Raw genomic sequence first — 15,975 nt, 5'->3', positions numbered from 1 at the left:
AAATGGAGGAACATCCCCGAATTATAGATATTACTGCAGCATTAAAATTACTAATGCCGAATGTGAATAAGTTGGATAGTTATGAATCAATCATTGATTTTGTTATCTCAAAAGTGATTGATGATGTAGCAAGTTATACCCATATTCCAATTCAAGAGTTACCAGAATCGTTGGATAAGACCATTATTAGTATTTGTGTTCAAATCATTAAAACTCATCAGTTTTTAACGCCGATTGAAGATAAGAATGACGATGTTCAATCTTTGTCTGAGGGTGATACTTCTGTAACCTTCAAGTCTCCAGCAACCATCTACACTGAACTTCAGTCAATTAATCCTTTATCAGATAACTATCTGGTTATTCTGAATAGTTATAGGAAGATATTGCGATGATTGGAGCATTCAAACACATGGGTAGAATACTACCTAAGCTGTGGAATGACAGAGTTACTATTAAAGGTGTAATTGGAGTAAAGAAAGGCGTTTTTTCAGATAGTAAGGATGCAACGATAGTTGAAAATTATCCTGCAAAGGTTGTTCTTGGAGGTCAAAAGACTTCTGAACAATCTTTTTTTGGTACTGATCAGTACGATGCCAAGTTGTTGATTGATAATAGTGTATTTATACCTGCTGGAGCTGATGTTTATGTTACAGACGTGAATGGTCACAAGACTAAATACAAACGTGCCAGCAAAGGATATCAAGGTTATGCAAGTCATCAAGAAGTAGCAATGGTCAGGGATGAAAAAGCTAAGGATGTGGTTAATGATGGCATGGGGAACAATTGACGATGCAGAATTTCAAAAGTTTGCTGAAAAAGTTGAGAGCAAGGTAAAATCTCAAGAAATAAGGCAAGCTGTTGAAGCTAGTTCTAGGAGAGTTGGTACTCAGTCGCTGAAAGGTGTCAAATCAAGAACTCCGGTTGGTCAATATACTGACGGCCGGACTGGTGGAACTTTGAGAAGAGGCTGGCATTTGAATGGTCCAACGTATAATGGTGCCTTATTCTTGATCGAAGTTGAGAACAATGTTGAATATGCAGGATACGTTGAAGACGGTCACCGTACTCGTGGAGGCGGTGGTTGGGTTCCAGGTCAACATATGCTTATGACAACTTTATTCGAGATTGAAGATATGATGCCTATGTTGTTAACTCCAGTAATGAAGAAGTTTGGAGGTCTATTTGATTGAAAATTAGTATTGTAGATCTAATTGGGCATGAGTTATCAGAAATATTTCCAAATATTCCAGTATATAAAGAGAATCAGAAGGGTGGCTTTGAAGAGCCATCTTTTTTTGTTGAAAAGATTCTTACAAAGGTGGATCCAGAACTATTCGATGTCCAGATGCGAACTTATAACTACCAATTAGTTTATTTTCCTAAGCTGGACGAGCCGAATGATGATATGGAAATAGTTGCAGAGATTTTAGCAGATAACTTCACTCAATTGTCTGACTATGCGGTGATTCGTAATCGTGTACTAAAACAGTCAGCTGGTAGAACACTGTTGTTAACGTTTAGTATTCAAATTAGAGCACGTAGGGTTGATAAGACTATTAAGCAACAAAATATGAAATTTAAAGGTGGGATTGCTTATGGAAGATAAATTTACCAAAGATTCATTAGTAAAGAGTGATGGATTCAGTGCCATTGATCGTGACATTCTACAAATTGTCCTTTCAGATGGTGTTCAGTATTCACTTGCTGAAGCAAAAAGATTAATTAAGAAGTTTAAAGGAGGAATCAATTAATGGGTGGAACATGGAAAACTCAAAATAAGCGCCGTCCTGGTGCATATATCAATACTGTTGGTGCGGCTCAACCTAAGCAAGATACTTCATTAGGTAGAACTATGCTGATTGGTAATACTCAATTGGATTGGGGAGCAAAAGGAATTATTGAATTGAACTCCAATTCTGACTTCAAAGCATTATTAGGTGCACCACTTTCAACCCCTGAATTTGGAGCATTGAGAGAGACACTTAAGGGTGCATTGACTGTGTTATTGCTTAATAACAATGACGGAACTAAGGCAGAAATTACCGATGATGCATTGCCATGGAAGTTTATTGCTAAATATCCAGGGACAAAGGGAAATGACTTGCATGTCTCGGTGGTGAAGGACCCTAATGATATAACACGCATTACGGTTTCAACCATTTATGGAACTGAGGTCGTAGATCAACAAGTTATTCGTACAACAACGGCTCAAGGGTTAGTTTCAAATGACTATATTGATGTTGAATTTGTTGATGATACATCAGAACCGGTTGCAAGCGTTGAACCTGAAGAAGGTGGAGCCGAATTTGCTGCTACTCCTGGCCAAAACAAGCTTGAATCCTTATCATCATCAACTACTTACAATCTTGTTGGTGGTATTACTGATCCAGTTGAGGTAACTGAGTTAATGAATGATGCACTTGAAACGGAACAATTCAATGTAGTTACTGCAGCAGGATTTGCACCTGATAACAATATTCATCAATTACTAGCGCAATCAGTTCAGCGTTTAAGGGATGACGAGGGATACAAGGTACGTGCCGTTGTTCCAGTCTATGAAGGTGGCTATGAGTATGACTACGAAGGAGTATCAGTCGTATCAAATGGTGTAATTCTTCAAGATGGCACACAAATTGATACAACTACTGCTACTGGCTACTTTGCTGGTATTTCTTCAGCAACCGACTCAAGTAAATCACTTACATATTCAGAATATCCTGGTGCAGTTTCTACTTACCCATCATTGAATAATGAACAAACAGTTAAAGCATTAAACAGTGGTTGGATCGTATTCACAGCTAAGCGTGGCGGCCGTGTTGTTGTTGAACAAGATATTGATTCATTAACATCATTTAGTGATGACAAACCTAAGTCATTTTCAAAGAATCGTGTTATTAGAACATTGGATGATATTGCCACAGATTTTGAGAATGTATTTGAAAATACATTTATCGGCAAGATCAATAATGATGAAACTGGCCGTGATTTGTTCAAGGCTAACAGACTTGCATATATGCAATCACTTGTTAATGTTGGAATCATTTCAGTATTTGATTCATCAGATTTGACTGTTGAACCTGGAGAAGATAGTGATTCAATCGTTGCTACTGTCGCAGTTAAACCAATTGATTCAATGGAAAAACTATATATGACGATTGTTGTTCAATAGAAGGGAGAATTTAAATGGCTAATAATATTTCTGATTTTTTAAACGGTAGAGATACTATTTCTACCAAGGATGCAAAGGTTTATCTAACAATTGAGAATCAAATCATTCCAATGATTGAGTGTAATAAGTTCACAGCTAAAATTGAGAAGAATAAAGAAGATGTTCAAGTACTAGGCAGTCACTGGAAACGTAAAAAGACTACTTCCATTGAGGGTACAGGTACTTTAGGTGGATATGTGATTACTTCCAACTGGTTGAAATATGCACTGCCATATGCTCAAGGTGGGAAAGATTTGTACTTTGATGTCACATTGACCATTGAAGATAAAACATCAAAAGCTGGTAAGCAAACAGTTCATTTGAGTGAAGTAAATCTAGATGATATTCCGATTGCTGATTTTGAAGCTGACGATGGTGTCATGGAATGGGAATCAGACTTCACATTTGAAGACTTTGATTTGGTTTCAGCATTTACAGGATTTGATAATTAAAATTGGAGGAAATATGTATGGCAACTAGCGTTAGTGATTTCTTAATGGAGAATGTTGAACAACAAGTTGAAACAAAGGAGATTAGCTTTAAGGGCTTTAAGTCCCCATTTGTAATTAAATCTATTACCGCTGAAGAGAATTCAGCTTTGCAAAAGCAGGCAACTAGAAGAATCAAAGATAAGCAAACCCGACAGATTACAACAACAACTGATCAAGATAAGTATATTGATTTGCTTATTTGTGCCAGTGTTGTAACCCCAGACTTGACCAATGCAGAACTTCAAAAGAGTTGGGATTGTGTCGCAAAACCTGCAGACGTATTAAAAAAGATGCTACTTGTTGGTCAATATGCGGAGTTAAGTCAGGAAATCCAAGAAATTTCAGGATTTGATACAGAAGACGTTAATGATCTTAGCGATGAAGTAAAAAAATAGTAGAGTCCGATGATCCTGGTGCTGCAGATATCAATTATTATTTCTATGTTATGAATGAATATCATTGGTTGCCACATCAATGGACCTCATTTTCAAATAGAGAGAAAGCATTAGTGATTGCCGGAATCGATTTGCGTATCAAGGAAGAAGAAAAACAAGAGAAGAATGCTAGAAAACATACCAGAGCTAAACATTATTAGCTCTGGCTATTTTTGGAAAGGAGGTTAATATATGGCTACTGTTAGTGCTGCAATTAAGATTATGGACGGATTCACTGCACCGCTAAACAAGTTGGATGCGGGGTTGAGCAAAGGGCAATCAGCGTTTAGTAAATTCAAATCTGCATTAGGAAGTAGCGGTGCTTTTGATGGATTGAATAAATCTGCTGAGAAAAGTGGAGGACTATTTAAGTCAGTTTTAGGTGGAACTGTTGTAGGTGCAGGAATTACTAAGGGTATTGGATTAGCCACCACGGGAATTCGATCAATGATTGGTGAACTCAATGAGTCCAGTAAGGCATGGCAAACATTTGATGGGAATATGCAGATGCTCGGTAAATCTCCAAAACAAATTGCTGTTGCTAAAGGTTCAATGCAAAAGTTTGCACAACAAACTATTTATTCTGCATCTGACATGGCATCAACATATAGTCAATTGGCTGCCGTTGGTATCAAAGGAACTGGTAAGCTGGTTAAAGGTTTTGGTGGATTAGCTGCTGCATCTGATAATCCTCAACAAGCTATGAAAACATTGAGTCAACAAGCTACTCAAATGGCTGCTAAACCAATGGTTCAATGGCAAGACTTCAGACTGATGCTTGAACAGACCCCGGCTGGTGTTTCTCAAGTTGCCAAGTCAATGGGGATGTCGACGAAACAGTTAGTTTCAAGCGTCCAAGATGGTAATGTTGCCACACAGAAATTCTTTGATGCCATTTCGAAGACTGGTACAAATAAATACTTCAGTAAAATGGCTACACAGTATAAAACTGTTGGTCAAGCGATGGATGGGTTAAAAGAAACTGTTGCTAATAAGATGCAGGGTGCTTTTGATCGTGTTGGTAAGATTGGAATCAAAATGGTAAGTGATTTGACTGATGCTATAGGAAACGTAAATTTTGATGCACTTGCGGACAAGGCTATCTCAGCAATTGATAAGATTATTTCTATATCTGGGAAAATATTTGATGGTTTTAAAAATACCGGGGCAATTCAAACCGTTGAGGATTCATTTGAGACCTTGAAAGAGTCTGCATCAAGAATCTTCAGCAAACTTTCTACTGGTGGTAAAAATCCATTTAGCAACATTGGAGAAATAGCTGGTGGAGCAATCAAAGGTGCTGCGAAGGCAATTAGTACCATTGCAGATGCAGTAAGTAGATTGAACCCCGGAACATTGAAAGCAATTGGAGCAGCATTCTTGATAATGAAGACTGGATTAAAAGGTATTGTGTTTACTGCTGTTATTGCAGGATTGAACGCATTGTCTAAAATGGATGCTGGTCAAATCAAGGCTATTGCCGTTGCAGTAGGTATTTTAGCTGTGTCAATCAAGGCCATCAAAACTGCAGTTGGAATTGCTAAAGGTGTAAGTGCATTGAAAGATGCGTTTTCTGGTATGTCAGGTAAATCTATTCCTGTTCCAGATGCAGGTACAACAAGTAAATCTGCAGCAGGTTTAATGCAAATGGGTAAGGCAATTATGATGATAGGTGCTGGTGTTGTATTAGCTGGTGGTGGATTACTCATGATGGCTTATGCGACAACAATGTTGGTTTCAGCAGGTACGCCTGCTATTGCAATGTTCTTTGGGATGATTGCTGCAGTTGCATTGTTAGCTGTAGTAGTTAAGTTATTAGGTCCATCGTTGTTGGCTGGTGCTAGTGGATTCTTAGTTATGGGAGCTTCATTGTTACTAATAGGAGTGGCAATATTGATTGCTTCAGCTGGTATTGCATTACTTGCTACTCAATTACCAATGCTTGCGCAATATGGTGCGTCAGCTGCGGCTGGCTTACTTGCATTGTCCGGAGCAGTCGCTGTATTTGGACTTGCAGCCATTGTGGGTGCAGTCGGAGTATTGGCGTTGGGTATTGCTATAGCAGTGTTGGGTGTTGGATTTGTTGTAGGAGCAGTTGGCGCATTGCTATTTGGTGCTGCAATTGCTGTTATTGGAGTAAGTACCATGGTTGCTGCAGTTGGAATGTTGTTACTAGGAGTTGGACTAGCTTTAGTTTCAGCATTAGCAATTGTTGGATCCGTTGGATTGATGCTTATGGCCGTGGCTATGGTCATGATTTCAGCCGTTGCATTGGTTGCAGGCACTGGAATGATGTTATTTGCTGTAGCGTTGATGTTAGCAGCTCCTCTCATGATGGTTGCTGCCGTTGGTGCATTGTTGCTAGGGACAGCCACAATTGTACTTGGAGTTGGATTATTAGTTGTTGGTGCAGCACTTATGGTTGTTGCCAGTGGATTGACTATGTTAGCTGGTGCAGTTGTTGGTTTGGCCACTGCATTCATTATGGCTGGTACGATGATGGTTTCAGCCATTGTTGGTGCAATGACAGGCGTTGTCTCTGCCATTACTAGTGGTATTTCTAATGCCGTTAGTGCTGCAAAAGGTTTTGCAAGTTCATTGGTTTCAGTTGGTAAACAATTGATTCAAGGATTAGTGAATGGTATCAAATCAATGATTGGTTCTGCCGTCAGTGCGGTAACAAGTGTTGCTGGTAAGGTCGTTAGTGCTGCTAAGTCAATTCTTCACATCGGTTCACCGTCTAAGTTGTTCAATCAATATGGACGTTGGGTCGACCAAGGATTAATTAATGGTTTGAATCGTGATTCAGGAGCTGCCGCTAATGCTTCAAGTGCAATGGCACAGGGAGTTGTTGATGCTGCAGCAAATATGAATCCACAGTTGGGACCAATGACCATGGCTGGTGTAGTTGGAAGTAATCCAGGTGACTTACTTGCCGGTGGATTCAGTAGAGCATTGGATATGATCAATGCCGTGGCTTCAGCACTAGCTGGAATTGCAGGAACAACCAATGTTGGTATCAATGGCAATGTTAGAAGTGATGTTCCAAATAGATCACCATTTGACCGTACAGGGGTTGCTACAGGTGTAACTAATAACAGTGATTCAACAAGTAGTTCATCATCAAGCAATGCAAGTGTTGTTATTGAGTCTGGAGCAATTCAAATCAATTCAACATGTAACGCACAATATGACGGTGACATGTTGTTATCTATCATCGAACAAAAGATTATTGAAAAAAGTAATGCTTCATTATCATAGGAGGGATGAAATGAGTGAACATTTAGGTATATATATAACTGATGATTCAAATGCTACTTTTGAATTACCAATTAATCCTGCTGAAGTTGAATTAACAGCTGAAACTGATGATAAAAGTGAAACTGTTATTGATTTAGGAGAAGTCAATCTGATTGGTGATTCTAAATTGAGGTCCATTAGTGTTCAAAGTACATTGCCATTGAGTCCTGCTGATGAACATTACGTTTCGGCACAGAATTTGTTGGGAAGTGCGCAGGATTATATTGATTGGATCATTAAAATTCAGGAATCAAAAAAGCCAATGAGGTTAGTCATCAGCTCAACAAAGATTTCATTTAAGGCAACTATATCAAGTTTTCAGTATGGATTTAAGAATGGATATGATGGTGAATATGCTTATACATTAGTTCTTAAAGAATACAGGCCATATGTTGCTAAAAAATTAGGCGCAAAACAGGAACCAGTCAAAACTGAGCCTATTAGACCTAGCCCACCCAATAAGGTGGGAATGGGTTCAACGGTTATTGTTAATGGTCAGCTTCATCGTGATAGTGCCGGCAATGGAGCAGGAGTTACTGAACAGAATGCAACTAGAAAGATTTCATTAGTTAATCCTGGCTCAGCCTATCCATATCATGTAACTACCTTAGATGGTGGTGCACGTGGTTGGGTTCGTGAAAGTGATGTGAGGTCAGCATGATTACCAAGTTTACAATTGGAAGAAGACACAGTGGTGATACGTGGAATGTGGCTGAATTAGTTAATAACGTTAAGTGGGTCACTGATTTAAACTTTGCTGCAGGAACATTCACATTTGACTTATTATTTGATAGTTCATTTTATCCTCAAAATGGTGATGTGGTTGAATTCCAGTGGGATGAACAGAAGATATTCTATGGATATATCTTCAAAGCAACATTCAAAGATAAAAAATTCAGTATTACAGCTTATGACAAGATGAGATATTTGAAAAATGAAGATTCAATTGTTTGGCCAGTTTCTACGATCTCTCAACGCTTTGAAACTGCCTGCAAGATGGCTGAAATATCTCATAAGGTAGTCAATAGTTCAGATTATAAATTACCTGCCGAAGTGGCTGATGCAAAAACCTATTTTGATATGTTGAAGACAGGTATTGATGCGACTCAAAAGGCTACCAAGCAAATGTACTACTTGTTTGCTAATTATGATGTTGTTGAATTACGAAAGGCACCATATAACAATCTAGATATTATTATTGGTGATCAATCATTATTAACGAATTACTCATTTGAGAAATCCATTGATGATGCTGCTAACTCAATTCGTATTGTTAAGAAGAATTCTTCTAAATCTCAACAGACTACTTCTACGTCAGCTGATGAAGAGCCATCTGGAGATGATCCAGGCAGTACTAGTTTTTCATACACCGATGTGAAGGCTCATGATGTACAAGATTGGGGTAAATTACAGGTTGTTGAGAATGCTAAGGATAAGGCCAACGATGCACAGATGAAGGAGCGTGCCGATGCTTTACTAAAGGAAAAGAATAGAGAAATCTATACTTTGAATTTGGATTGTTTAGGTGATACTGCTTTGATTGCAGGTAATTCAGTCAATATTCAAATCAGTGAGTTATCTAAGGCTGGATTTTGGATAAGTAATACGGCGATTATGAAGGCAACTCACAGCTTTGGTAGTGACTATACTTGTAACTTAGAAATGAAGGTGAACGAACCATGGCTGGAGAGCAACTCATAAGTATGCTGAACTCCAAAGGTGGCAAACCATCAGATTACGCTGATGTTGTCTATGGAAAGGTAATTAGTATAGATCCGTTAAAGATTCAGTTAAGTAATCAGATGATACTTACTGAGTCTTTTTTAGTACTCGGAAGACATATGTCTAAACGTAAAGAACGAATCAAGGTACTCAAACATAATGATGCAATCGATGATGTCGTTGGCATTCGTCCTGAAGTGGAAGAAACCATTGAAATTGATGGCAGACCACAGATTGATGATGAGGTGACTATGATTCGTTTTGATGGTGGACAGCAATTCTATGTATTAGAAAGAAAGAACGATAGGAGGGATGTTGATGGATAACCCTACATTGACCTATCAAGTTAAAAATGGCCGAATAATGAATAAATTTGATGGTCATGAAGCAATGATCCAGGCAGTTGATAAGATTTTGAAAACCGAAAGATTTGTTTACCCAATTTATGACAATCAATATGGTAATGATTTCTTTGAGTTATTTGGTAAGTCGTTTGATTATGCAACCGTTGAAGTGGAACGAATGGTTAAAGAGGCTTTACTTGCTGATGACCGTATATTGACTGTAACGGTTGATGACATTGAGGTACTAGAGAGAACTATTTTGAAAGTCCATGGTTCGTGCACAACGATTTATGGCGAAATTCCAATTGAAAGTGTGGTGAGTGTGAATGACTCCTGAGAATCTAGCAGGTCAGATTGAATCACGAGACTTTGAATATTATCTTGATCAGATGATGGACAAAGTTCCTGACGACATTGATAAGCGACAAGGCTCAATTATTTATGATGCTTTGGCACCTGCAGCAATGGTCATGGCTAATCAATCATTGACTATGGGGATGTTGATCAGAGAAGCCTATATTAAAACTGCAGATAATGAATTTCTTGATTATCGTGCTGAAGAACATGGAACGTCTCGACAATTAGCAACTGCAGCACAAGTTAAAGCTAAGTTCTTAGATACGAAGGGAAATCCCATTAACAACGTAGAAACTGGTGATAGATTTGCCTCACTTGGAGATAATCCAATATTTTATACAGTTAAGTCCATCAATGATGATTTAACTGGGATTATGGAGGCTGAGGAAGTTGGTACACGTCCTAATGGGTATTTGGGTCAGGTATTGCCAGTAACACCCAACGATACATTGTCCTGGGCTGAAATAATTGAAGTAACAGTTCCCGCTCGTGATGCTGAAACTGATGATCATTTACGTGAACGATTACTTGCCTCAGATTCGTGGATTGCCTATGGTGGTAATATTTCAGATTATTTGGATATGTTATCGAAGATTTCAACTGTGGGTGGTGCTCAAGTCTATCCAGTGTGGAATGGTGGCGGTACAGTCAAACTTGTAATACTTGATAATGATTTACGTGCAGCAAGTCAAGAATTGCTTACACAGGTCAAGAATGAGATTGACCCACCAGATTCACCAGGCTTAGGTTATGGATTAGCTCCAATTGATCATACCGTGACAGTCGTTGCTCCTGAAGAAATTAGTGTTGATATTTCGACTAAAGTTGAGATTGATTCAATTTCTGATATGGAGGTATTGAAGCCTAAAATCATGGATATCATCAGCAAGTATTTTGAATTATGTCGTTCTGCTTGGGATGACGTCAACAAAGTGACGGGTAGAGGATATAAATTAGTGATCTATCGCTCTAAGATTCTATCTGAAATCATGAAAGTTGAAGGTGTGGTTAATGCATCTATACCTGAATTAAATGGCAAAGATGAGGATGTTCACTTGATATTCAATAATGATGTATCGCAGTTACCGTTAATGGGTGAGGTGAATTTGAATGGTTAAACTACAAGATTATTTACCCGATTACTACGATGATGTTTATGAAATGCAAAAGTTGGTTGCTGCAGAACAAGTTGATTTCACTAAATTTGATGATTTGGTTCTGAGAACTCTATTGAATCAATTTGTAACACAAACGGACTTACAAGGTATTTCGTTATTTGAAGACCAACTAGGAATTGACCCTGACCCAAATGACACACTTGAAACAAGACAATATAACGTTCTGATGCGAATGCTGCCACCACAACCAATTACATTGAAGTATTTTAAAAAATTACTACACACCTTAGATATTCCAACTCAAATCAATGTAGAGTATGCGATTAGACATGTAGAGACAATAGCAAAAAGAAGTGAGATCAGCAAGGCTCAAATACAACGTTTGAAATATCTTTTGAACGTGTATTTACCTGCTAATCTCACTTTTCAGATTATTGTTACTTCTGAATCAAATACTGATTTGAATGAATATTTTGGAGCAACACAGAGTGGTGCTGTGTCTGCAAAAGCAGAGCCAAAGCTAAAGTCTTATTCAGATACGAATATTAAACAATTCTTTGGTGGTATTAAGCCCGGAATGGCTTCTTCAGCATTTGCATTACCAAAATTAATATCAACTGCAGAATCTAGATTGCTGATGTATTTAACTGAAGCAAGTCCTCAGTCATACGTTCACGCAACCGTAAAGGAGAAAAAATAAATGGCAGAATATAATGAAACAATTCTGACTGCTGCTGGATTGGATTTGGCCAGTCGTGCTGCTAATGGAAAAACAAAATTTAGTATTACACGAGCAGCAGCCACAGAAACTGATTTATCTGGCATGTCTGAATCAGAGTTACAAGCACTTAAGCTGTTACCTAATGAAGTACAAGCTGGAACAATTGATAATCAAAATGACAATGTGCCTAATGCTAATGCAGTTATTGGAACGGAAATCTTATTCACCAATGATGGAATTGAGAAAAGTTATGTGATCAACGGTATTGGTTTGTATGCGAAAGAAGATGGTAGCAATACTGAGATTCTTTATGCAATCAATACTGCAATTAGTCCTGAAACTATGCCTGACTTTGCTGATCAAGTCTTATTTCAGTTCAGATTTACGATTTATGTTGTCGTTGGACGAACTGAAAATGTGACTGTTAATGTGGATCCAACAGGTATGGCATCAAAAGAATATGTCAACATTAAAATCGACGGGATTAACACAGATGACACTATTGGGAGCAGTGAAGATTTGAGTACTTTAATTATGATGAATGATTTTTTGGAGGATTAGAATATGAAATTACTAGATTTTTTAAATTTGATTATGAGAACTGTTATCAAATTGCCTGCAGGTGTAAAAATCAAAAAAAGCGATGGGACATACACAACTATTAAATCCGGGGATGACATGTTGATGGATATCTCTGGTGAAGTGTATTCCAAAGACCAAATAGATTCTAAATTTACAGTTGCAAATAATAATACTGTGATTGCTAGTAGTGCCGATGTTACTAAACTGCAGGAAATGGATAACTATTTGAATGGAACAAAGTAAGGGAGATGAAATAGATGGCATATAAAAATCATTTAAGCCTAGTTGCGCACCTTTTGAGCTTGGCTGCGTTTACTGCGAATTATAAGGATTCAGAAGGCAATGTAAAAGTTATTAAACCCACTGGAGCTGCACACGGATTGAATTTAGACGAATTCAGAAAAGATACCAATCCGTCAATTACAGATACCAATCCACCTGTTGGAGCTGATGTTTATCCTGGTTCCCTTGCTAAGGGTGAAATTACAGGGCGTTATATGTTGTGGCAAGGTGAAACTGATCCTACTAAAACTACCAATATTGTATTCAGCAAAGATGTTGGTTCTAAAATGAATATGGTTGGGGATGGATTGCAATTTCTTATTTATATTCGAAAGACGGTTATAACTGCTGGAGTTAAGGGAAAAACGTCAAGGTTAGAGATTGATTATGATCCGAAAGGTATTGCAAGGGATGGATACTACTCGACATCCTCACCAGTACCAATGTATATTAAATCTTCTAGTTTTGGTGTAGGTGTACCGATTGATGTTCCATTGAATGGTGCTGGTGAAAATACTGGGTTGTCAAACATCAAAGCACCTTCAATTACATTTAATTTTCAAAGTGATAAATCTTTGAATGTTAGTGCCACTCAGGGGTACGCAAATGATGGTTCACCGTCTGGTGCAACAGGGGCAACATATGATGTTGTTTGTGACCTGGTAAGTACTTTTAGTACTCAAGAAGCAGTTGAGCAACTCCCCCCAACAGTAAATTTATTCACTGGATCAGGAAAAGGTAAAATTGCATTAGCCGGTCCAACAGAATTTTCTGAAAATGATATGGATGGACTTTTGTTAACATTTGAACAATATCCGACATTCACTGGTGTTATAAGTAATAAATATGTGTCAAACACTCCACCATATTTTGTTGATGCATGGGCTATGGGATATAAGACTGTAAAGATTCCTAAGGAAAAGCTCGTTAATGGAAATACTTTTGAAATGAGCATTCCAAATTTCAAAGGGAGTGTGTCAATTTACAAAAGACATACTTATGTCGGTGGGGGGTTATATAATCTTGATAGTGAGGAAGGAAAATATAAAATCAACGGGTTAAAGACGAATAAATTTCAAATTCAAAACGGTAAAACGATTGTTGTTGATGCGTCGATTAACTTTAATTCTGCCGGGTATGCATATGATCCACTAGCGTTAACTATTTCAAAAATATCAACTTATAAAAATTAAGGAGGTTAGATAATGTCAAAAGTAGCAATTCAATTAGATGATAGCCGAAAAATTATTGGTTATGCGTCAGAAAATACAGCAGAAGCACAATCACAATTTGAAGGTTGGATATTAGTTGATAATGATCCAGCTTTTTTAGTTGGTGATATGTATTTTTGGACAGTTCGTGAATCTGATAATAAATTAGTTCACATCGCAACAGGGATGACTCCAGATGAAGAGACCAATTCAGTAAGTGCAGCAACTCTTAAACAAGTCGGAGCTGTTTCAGCACAAGTAAATAATCTTGCCACAGCATTTGGAGCTTATATGAAGGCGACCGCTTCAAGTGATGCAAGTACAACTACGGAAGAAGGTACTAAATAATGTTTATTGCAATTCAACTGATGTATCAAATGAACGTATACAAAAATACTGATGTTGCTGATTTTGTTAGGTGGAACAATATCAATACTGATCAGTACAAAGAAATCACTGGGGAAGAATACACAGAAAGCTAGCCGTTTGGCTAGCTTTTTTAGTAAGGAGATTATGTAGATGTATGATGCACCGATTCCAAAGCTTGGATTAACTGAATGGTGGTTAGCAGCTAATCAATTATCTGAGAATCCCTGGTTTACCACATTTTTAATGATTATCATTGTTGATTTAACAACTGGATTTCTTAAGGGATTTTTCAAGCATTCAAAACAGAAAGTAAATAGTACCGTTGGCCGTGAAGGACTGATCCGACACTTTACAATTGTTGGGATTGCCACAATTTTCTATCCACTTGTGGCATCATGGGGATTATCAGAGTACGCAAATATGTTCCTAGCATTCTTTATAGGTCAGTACGGTATATCTATAGTAGAAAACTTAGGTGAAATGGGAATACCAATTCCAAAATGGTTAGTTAGACGTTTAGCAAAATTAACTGATGATGAAGATACAAAGGAGAAAACTAATGACTGAATTTAATATTGATAAGACATATATGTTGGGAGCTAACGAGGGTTCAAATCAAAAGGCTGCTAATAATTTAATTGTTCTGCATGAGACTACTAATGTGGGTGCCAAAAACAATGCCATCTACTTTAAGAATAATGTAAATACTGCTCAAACTTATGTTCAATATGTAGTTGGAGATGGTGGTAAGATTTATCAGGTTGGTGCTGAAGGATATGTTGCTTGGGGTGCAGGTAGTTATGCAAATGCTAACGCACCTGTTCAAATTGAATTGGCTAGAACTTATGATAGGAAGACTTTTGAAAAAGATTATGCAACATTTGTTAATTTAGCAAGAGCTAAAGCCGATCAATTTGGTATTCCAGTTGAGTTAGATACTTCTAACAAGCGTGGTATTAAGACACATCTATGGGTATCAAACAATGTGTGGGGAAGTCATGTTGACCCCGTACAAAGTTATTTGAAACCAACTTGGGGAATTACTCAAGAACAATTAGCACACGACATTGCACATGGTATTGGTGAGAATGTCGTAGAACCAGCACCACAGACACCAAATAGGGATGTTATTACAATTAAACATGGACCTGTGACCGGTATTGCTGGATGGACGGCAGATGGGAAAATTATTCCCGGTTCTAACTCAAAATTAGTTAATGCGTCAAACTGGAAGACTTCAGGATTGAAGAAAATCAATGGATTACCGATGTACCAAATTGCTACCGATGAGTTTATTCCCAAGAAATATACTGATCAAGCTAACGTTGTGACTGTTAATGCTATTGCTGGAATTGCAGCAGTTAATTCAAAGGGTAACAAATTAGATAAGATTCTTAAAGATTTGACTCAGTGGAAGACGGATGATGTGCTTTACAGTATTGCCGGAAGAGATTACTTCAAGGTTGCCACTGATGAATACGTGGATGCATTCTATACCATTGGTGGTGGCAATAAGTAACACCTAACTGTAATAGGAACTATAATATAGATGTTCCCCGGAACGGAACAAGTATAAATACAATATTTGAGCTCTCTATCTTTAACTGGATAGGGAGCTTTTTATTTTGTCTGAAAACACAAAAAAGCCGCTAGTCAAATGACTAACGGTTCTACGCTCCCACGGCTTGATGTTGTTTTGGGGTGGTCCGACAAGTGGTCCGGTTCCTTTAAAATCTATTGAAATTCAATGAAACTATAATTTGCTAAAACGTTGACTTATCAGTGCTTTTGACACGCATTGAAATGTGTTGAAACCCTAAAATTGGGCAAGTAGGG

General features: G+C 37.8%; 22 protein-coding genes. All 22 read left to right on the top strand.

The genetic code is table 11. The annotated features are described in order from the left end of the window. The first annotated feature begins 2 nt into the window (after positions 1 to 2). The 22 genes from EKM66_RS10645 (at position 3) to EKM66_RS10545 (ending at position 15,658) form a co-directional block, all read left to right on the top strand. Complete coding sequence (locus EKM66_RS10645) at positions 3 to 392, top strand: head-tail connector protein (protein ID WP_125764436.1); 390 nt, start codon at positions 3 to 5, stop codon at positions 390 to 392. Further along, entirely contained in the window at positions 389 to 787 is a 399-nt protein-coding gene (locus EKM66_RS10640) for a hypothetical protein (protein WP_225426600.1), read from the top strand. Before EKM66_RS10645 ends, EKM66_RS10640 begins: the two co-directional genes overlap by 4 nt. After that, positions 765 to 1,190, top strand: coding sequence for an HK97 gp10 family phage protein (locus EKM66_RS10635; protein ID WP_164505132.1), 426 nt, complete (start codon positions 765 to 767; stop codon positions 1,188 to 1,190). Before EKM66_RS10640 ends, EKM66_RS10635 begins: the two co-directional genes overlap by 23 nt. Next, positions 1,187 to 1,606: a phage tail terminator family protein gene (locus tag EKM66_RS10630; protein WP_125764432.1), complete on the top strand. Its 420-nt coding sequence runs from the start codon at positions 1,187 to 1,189 to the stop codon at positions 1,604 to 1,606. The genes EKM66_RS10635 and EKM66_RS10630 overlap by 4 nt, the downstream gene beginning before the upstream one ends. Continuing rightward, complete coding sequence (locus EKM66_RS12635) at positions 1,596 to 1,751, top strand: hypothetical protein (protein WP_164505131.1); 156 nt, start codon at positions 1,596 to 1,598, stop codon at positions 1,749 to 1,751. Before EKM66_RS10630 ends, EKM66_RS12635 begins: the two co-directional genes overlap by 11 nt. Continuing rightward, positions 1,751 to 3,169 (top strand): phage tail sheath family protein, encoded by a 1,419-nt coding sequence (locus EKM66_RS10625; RefSeq protein WP_125764429.1) that lies wholly within the window; start codon positions 1,751 to 1,753, stop codon positions 3,167 to 3,169. Before EKM66_RS12635 ends, EKM66_RS10625 begins: the two co-directional genes overlap by 1 nt. A gap of 14 nt (positions 3,170 to 3,183) precedes the next feature. Beyond that, the gene (locus tag EKM66_RS10620; RefSeq protein ID WP_125764427.1) at positions 3,184 to 3,660 is read left to right on the top strand and encodes a phage tail tube protein; all 477 of its coding nucleotides are present in this window, start codon (positions 3,184 to 3,186) and stop codon (positions 3,658 to 3,660) included. Between the two features lie 17 nt (positions 3,661 to 3,677). Further along, positions 3,678 to 4,094: a phage tail assembly chaperone gene (locus EKM66_RS10615; RefSeq protein ID WP_125764424.1), complete on the top strand. Its 417-nt coding sequence runs from the start codon at positions 3,678 to 3,680 to the stop codon at positions 4,092 to 4,094. Positions 4,095 to 4,325: 231 nt separating this feature from the next. After that, positions 4,326 to 7,394 (top strand): tape measure protein, encoded by a 3,069-nt coding sequence (locus EKM66_RS10610; protein WP_125764422.1) that lies wholly within the window; start codon positions 4,326 to 4,328, stop codon positions 7,392 to 7,394. A gap of 10 nt (positions 7,395 to 7,404) precedes the next feature. Further along, positions 7,405 to 8,094, top strand: coding sequence for a hypothetical protein (locus EKM66_RS10605; protein WP_125764420.1), 690 nt, complete (start codon positions 7,405 to 7,407; stop codon positions 8,092 to 8,094). Continuing rightward, complete coding sequence (locus EKM66_RS10600) at positions 8,091 to 9,134, top strand: XkdQ/YqbQ family protein (RefSeq protein ID WP_125764418.1); 1,044 nt, start codon at positions 8,091 to 8,093, stop codon at positions 9,132 to 9,134. The genes EKM66_RS10605 and EKM66_RS10600 overlap by 4 nt, the downstream gene beginning before the upstream one ends. Further along, positions 9,113 to 9,481, top strand: a complete 369-nt coding sequence (locus EKM66_RS10595; RefSeq protein WP_125764416.1) for a DUF2577 domain-containing protein — start codon at positions 9,113 to 9,115, stop codon at positions 9,479 to 9,481. The genes EKM66_RS10600 and EKM66_RS10595 overlap by 22 nt, the downstream gene beginning before the upstream one ends. Beyond that, positions 9,474 to 9,836 (top strand): DUF2634 domain-containing protein, encoded by a 363-nt coding sequence (locus EKM66_RS10590; RefSeq protein ID WP_125764414.1) that lies wholly within the window; start codon positions 9,474 to 9,476, stop codon positions 9,834 to 9,836. Before EKM66_RS10595 ends, EKM66_RS10590 begins: the two co-directional genes overlap by 8 nt. Next, positions 9,826 to 10,974 carry a baseplate J/gp47 family protein gene (locus EKM66_RS10585; protein ID WP_125764412.1) on the top strand — a complete coding sequence of 383 codons (1,149 nt, stop codon included), beginning with the start codon at positions 9,826 to 9,828 and terminating at the stop codon, positions 10,972 to 10,974. Before EKM66_RS10590 ends, EKM66_RS10585 begins: the two co-directional genes overlap by 11 nt. After that, positions 10,967 to 11,674, top strand: coding sequence for a putative phage tail protein (locus EKM66_RS10580; RefSeq protein ID WP_125764410.1), 708 nt, complete (start codon positions 10,967 to 10,969; stop codon positions 11,672 to 11,674). Before EKM66_RS10585 ends, EKM66_RS10580 begins: the two co-directional genes overlap by 8 nt. Beyond that, positions 11,675 to 12,256, top strand: a complete 582-nt coding sequence (locus EKM66_RS10575; RefSeq protein ID WP_125764408.1) for a phage tail-collar fiber domain-containing protein — start codon at positions 11,675 to 11,677, stop codon at positions 12,254 to 12,256. 3 nt (positions 12,257 to 12,259) lie between these two features. Then, positions 12,260 to 12,520, top strand: coding sequence for a hypothetical protein (locus EKM66_RS10570; RefSeq protein ID WP_125764406.1), 261 nt, complete (start codon positions 12,260 to 12,262; stop codon positions 12,518 to 12,520). A gap of 14 nt (positions 12,521 to 12,534) precedes the next feature. Further along, complete coding sequence (locus EKM66_RS10565) at positions 12,535 to 13,752, top strand: hypothetical protein (protein WP_125764404.1); 1,218 nt, start codon at positions 12,535 to 12,537, stop codon at positions 13,750 to 13,752. A 12-nt stretch (positions 13,753 to 13,764) separates the two neighbouring features. Beyond that, entirely contained in the window at positions 13,765 to 14,118 is a 354-nt protein-coding gene (locus tag EKM66_RS10560; protein ID WP_125764402.1) for a hypothetical protein, read from the top strand. Then, on the top strand, positions 14,118 to 14,252 hold the full coding sequence (locus EKM66_RS10555) for an XkdX family protein (protein ID WP_125764400.1): 135 nt from the start codon (positions 14,118 to 14,120) through the stop codon (positions 14,250 to 14,252). The genes EKM66_RS10560 and EKM66_RS10555 overlap by 1 nt, the downstream gene beginning before the upstream one ends. 37 nt (positions 14,253 to 14,289) lie before the next feature. Continuing rightward, a complete protein-coding gene (locus EKM66_RS10550) occupies positions 14,290 to 14,706 on the top strand; it encodes a phage holin family protein (protein WP_125764398.1) in 417 nt (138 codons plus the stop codon). Continuing rightward, complete coding sequence (locus EKM66_RS10545; protein ID WP_164505130.1) at positions 14,699 to 15,658, top strand: peptidoglycan recognition protein family protein; 960 nt, start codon at positions 14,699 to 14,701, stop codon at positions 15,656 to 15,658. The genes EKM66_RS10550 and EKM66_RS10545 overlap by 8 nt, the downstream gene beginning before the upstream one ends. The last annotated feature ends 317 nt before the right edge of the window (positions 15,659 to 15,975 follow it).

Origin of the sequence: Companilactobacillus hulinensis, from assembly GCF_003946555.1 — a bacterium.
Lineage (GTDB): Bacteria > Bacillota > Bacilli > Lactobacillales > Lactobacillaceae > Companilactobacillus > Companilactobacillus hulinensis.
This window is presented reverse-complemented; position numbering and strand designations above follow the sequence as displayed.

Excerpts from the sequence above, each read along its gene's own strand:
- EKM66_RS10645 (WP_125764436.1), top strand. The coding sequence starts at position 3 with ATGGAGGAACATCCCCGAATTATAGATATTACTGCAGCATTAAAATTA.
- EKM66_RS10600 (WP_125764418.1), top strand. The coding sequence starts at position 8,091 with ATGATTACCAAGTTTACAATTGGAAGAAGACACAGTGGTGATACGTGG.
- EKM66_RS10620 (WP_125764427.1), top strand. The coding sequence starts at position 3,184 with ATGGCTAATAATATTTCTGATTTTTTAAACGGTAGAGATACTATTTCT.
- EKM66_RS10590 (WP_125764414.1), top strand. The coding sequence starts at position 9,474 with ATGGATAACCCTACATTGACCTATCAAGTTAAAAATGGCCGAATAATG.
- EKM66_RS10545 (WP_164505130.1), top strand. The coding sequence starts at position 14,699 with ATGACTGAATTTAATATTGATAAGACATATATGTTGGGAGCTAACGAG.
- EKM66_RS10565 (WP_125764404.1), top strand. The coding sequence starts at position 12,535 with ATGGCATATAAAAATCATTTAAGCCTAGTTGCGCACCTTTTGAGCTTG.
- EKM66_RS10595 (WP_125764416.1), top strand. The coding sequence starts at position 9,113 with ATGGCTGGAGAGCAACTCATAAGTATGCTGAACTCCAAAGGTGGCAAA.
- EKM66_RS10635 (WP_164505132.1), top strand. The coding sequence starts at position 765 with ATGATGGCATGGGGAACAATTGACGATGCAGAATTTCAAAAGTTTGCT.
- EKM66_RS10585 (WP_125764412.1), top strand. The coding sequence starts at position 9,826 with ATGACTCCTGAGAATCTAGCAGGTCAGATTGAATCACGAGACTTTGAA.
- EKM66_RS10605 (WP_125764420.1), top strand. The coding sequence starts at position 7,405 with ATGAGTGAACATTTAGGTATATATATAACTGATGATTCAAATGCTACT.
- EKM66_RS10610 (WP_125764422.1), top strand. The coding sequence starts at position 4,326 with ATGGCTACTGTTAGTGCTGCAATTAAGATTATGGACGGATTCACTGCA.
- EKM66_RS10580 (WP_125764410.1), top strand. The coding sequence starts at position 10,967 with ATGGTTAAACTACAAGATTATTTACCCGATTACTACGATGATGTTTAT.
- EKM66_RS10570 (WP_125764406.1), top strand. The coding sequence starts at position 12,260 with ATGAAATTACTAGATTTTTTAAATTTGATTATGAGAACTGTTATCAAA.
- EKM66_RS12635 (WP_164505131.1), top strand. The coding sequence starts at position 1,596 with ATGGAAGATAAATTTACCAAAGATTCATTAGTAAAGAGTGATGGATTC.
- EKM66_RS10550 (WP_125764398.1), top strand. The coding sequence starts at position 14,290 with ATGTATGATGCACCGATTCCAAAGCTTGGATTAACTGAATGGTGGTTA.
- EKM66_RS10555 (WP_125764400.1), top strand. The coding sequence starts at position 14,118 with ATGTTTATTGCAATTCAACTGATGTATCAAATGAACGTATACAAAAAT.
- EKM66_RS10625 (WP_125764429.1), top strand. The coding sequence starts at position 1,751 with ATGGGTGGAACATGGAAAACTCAAAATAAGCGCCGTCCTGGTGCATAT.
- EKM66_RS10560 (WP_125764402.1), top strand. The coding sequence starts at position 13,765 with ATGTCAAAAGTAGCAATTCAATTAGATGATAGCCGAAAAATTATTGGT.
- EKM66_RS10575 (WP_125764408.1), top strand. The coding sequence starts at position 11,675 with ATGGCAGAATATAATGAAACAATTCTGACTGCTGCTGGATTGGATTTG.
- EKM66_RS10615 (WP_125764424.1), top strand. The coding sequence starts at position 3,678 with ATGGCAACTAGCGTTAGTGATTTCTTAATGGAGAATGTTGAACAACAA.
- EKM66_RS10640 (WP_225426600.1), top strand. The coding sequence starts at position 389 with ATGATTGGAGCATTCAAACACATGGGTAGAATACTACCTAAGCTGTGG.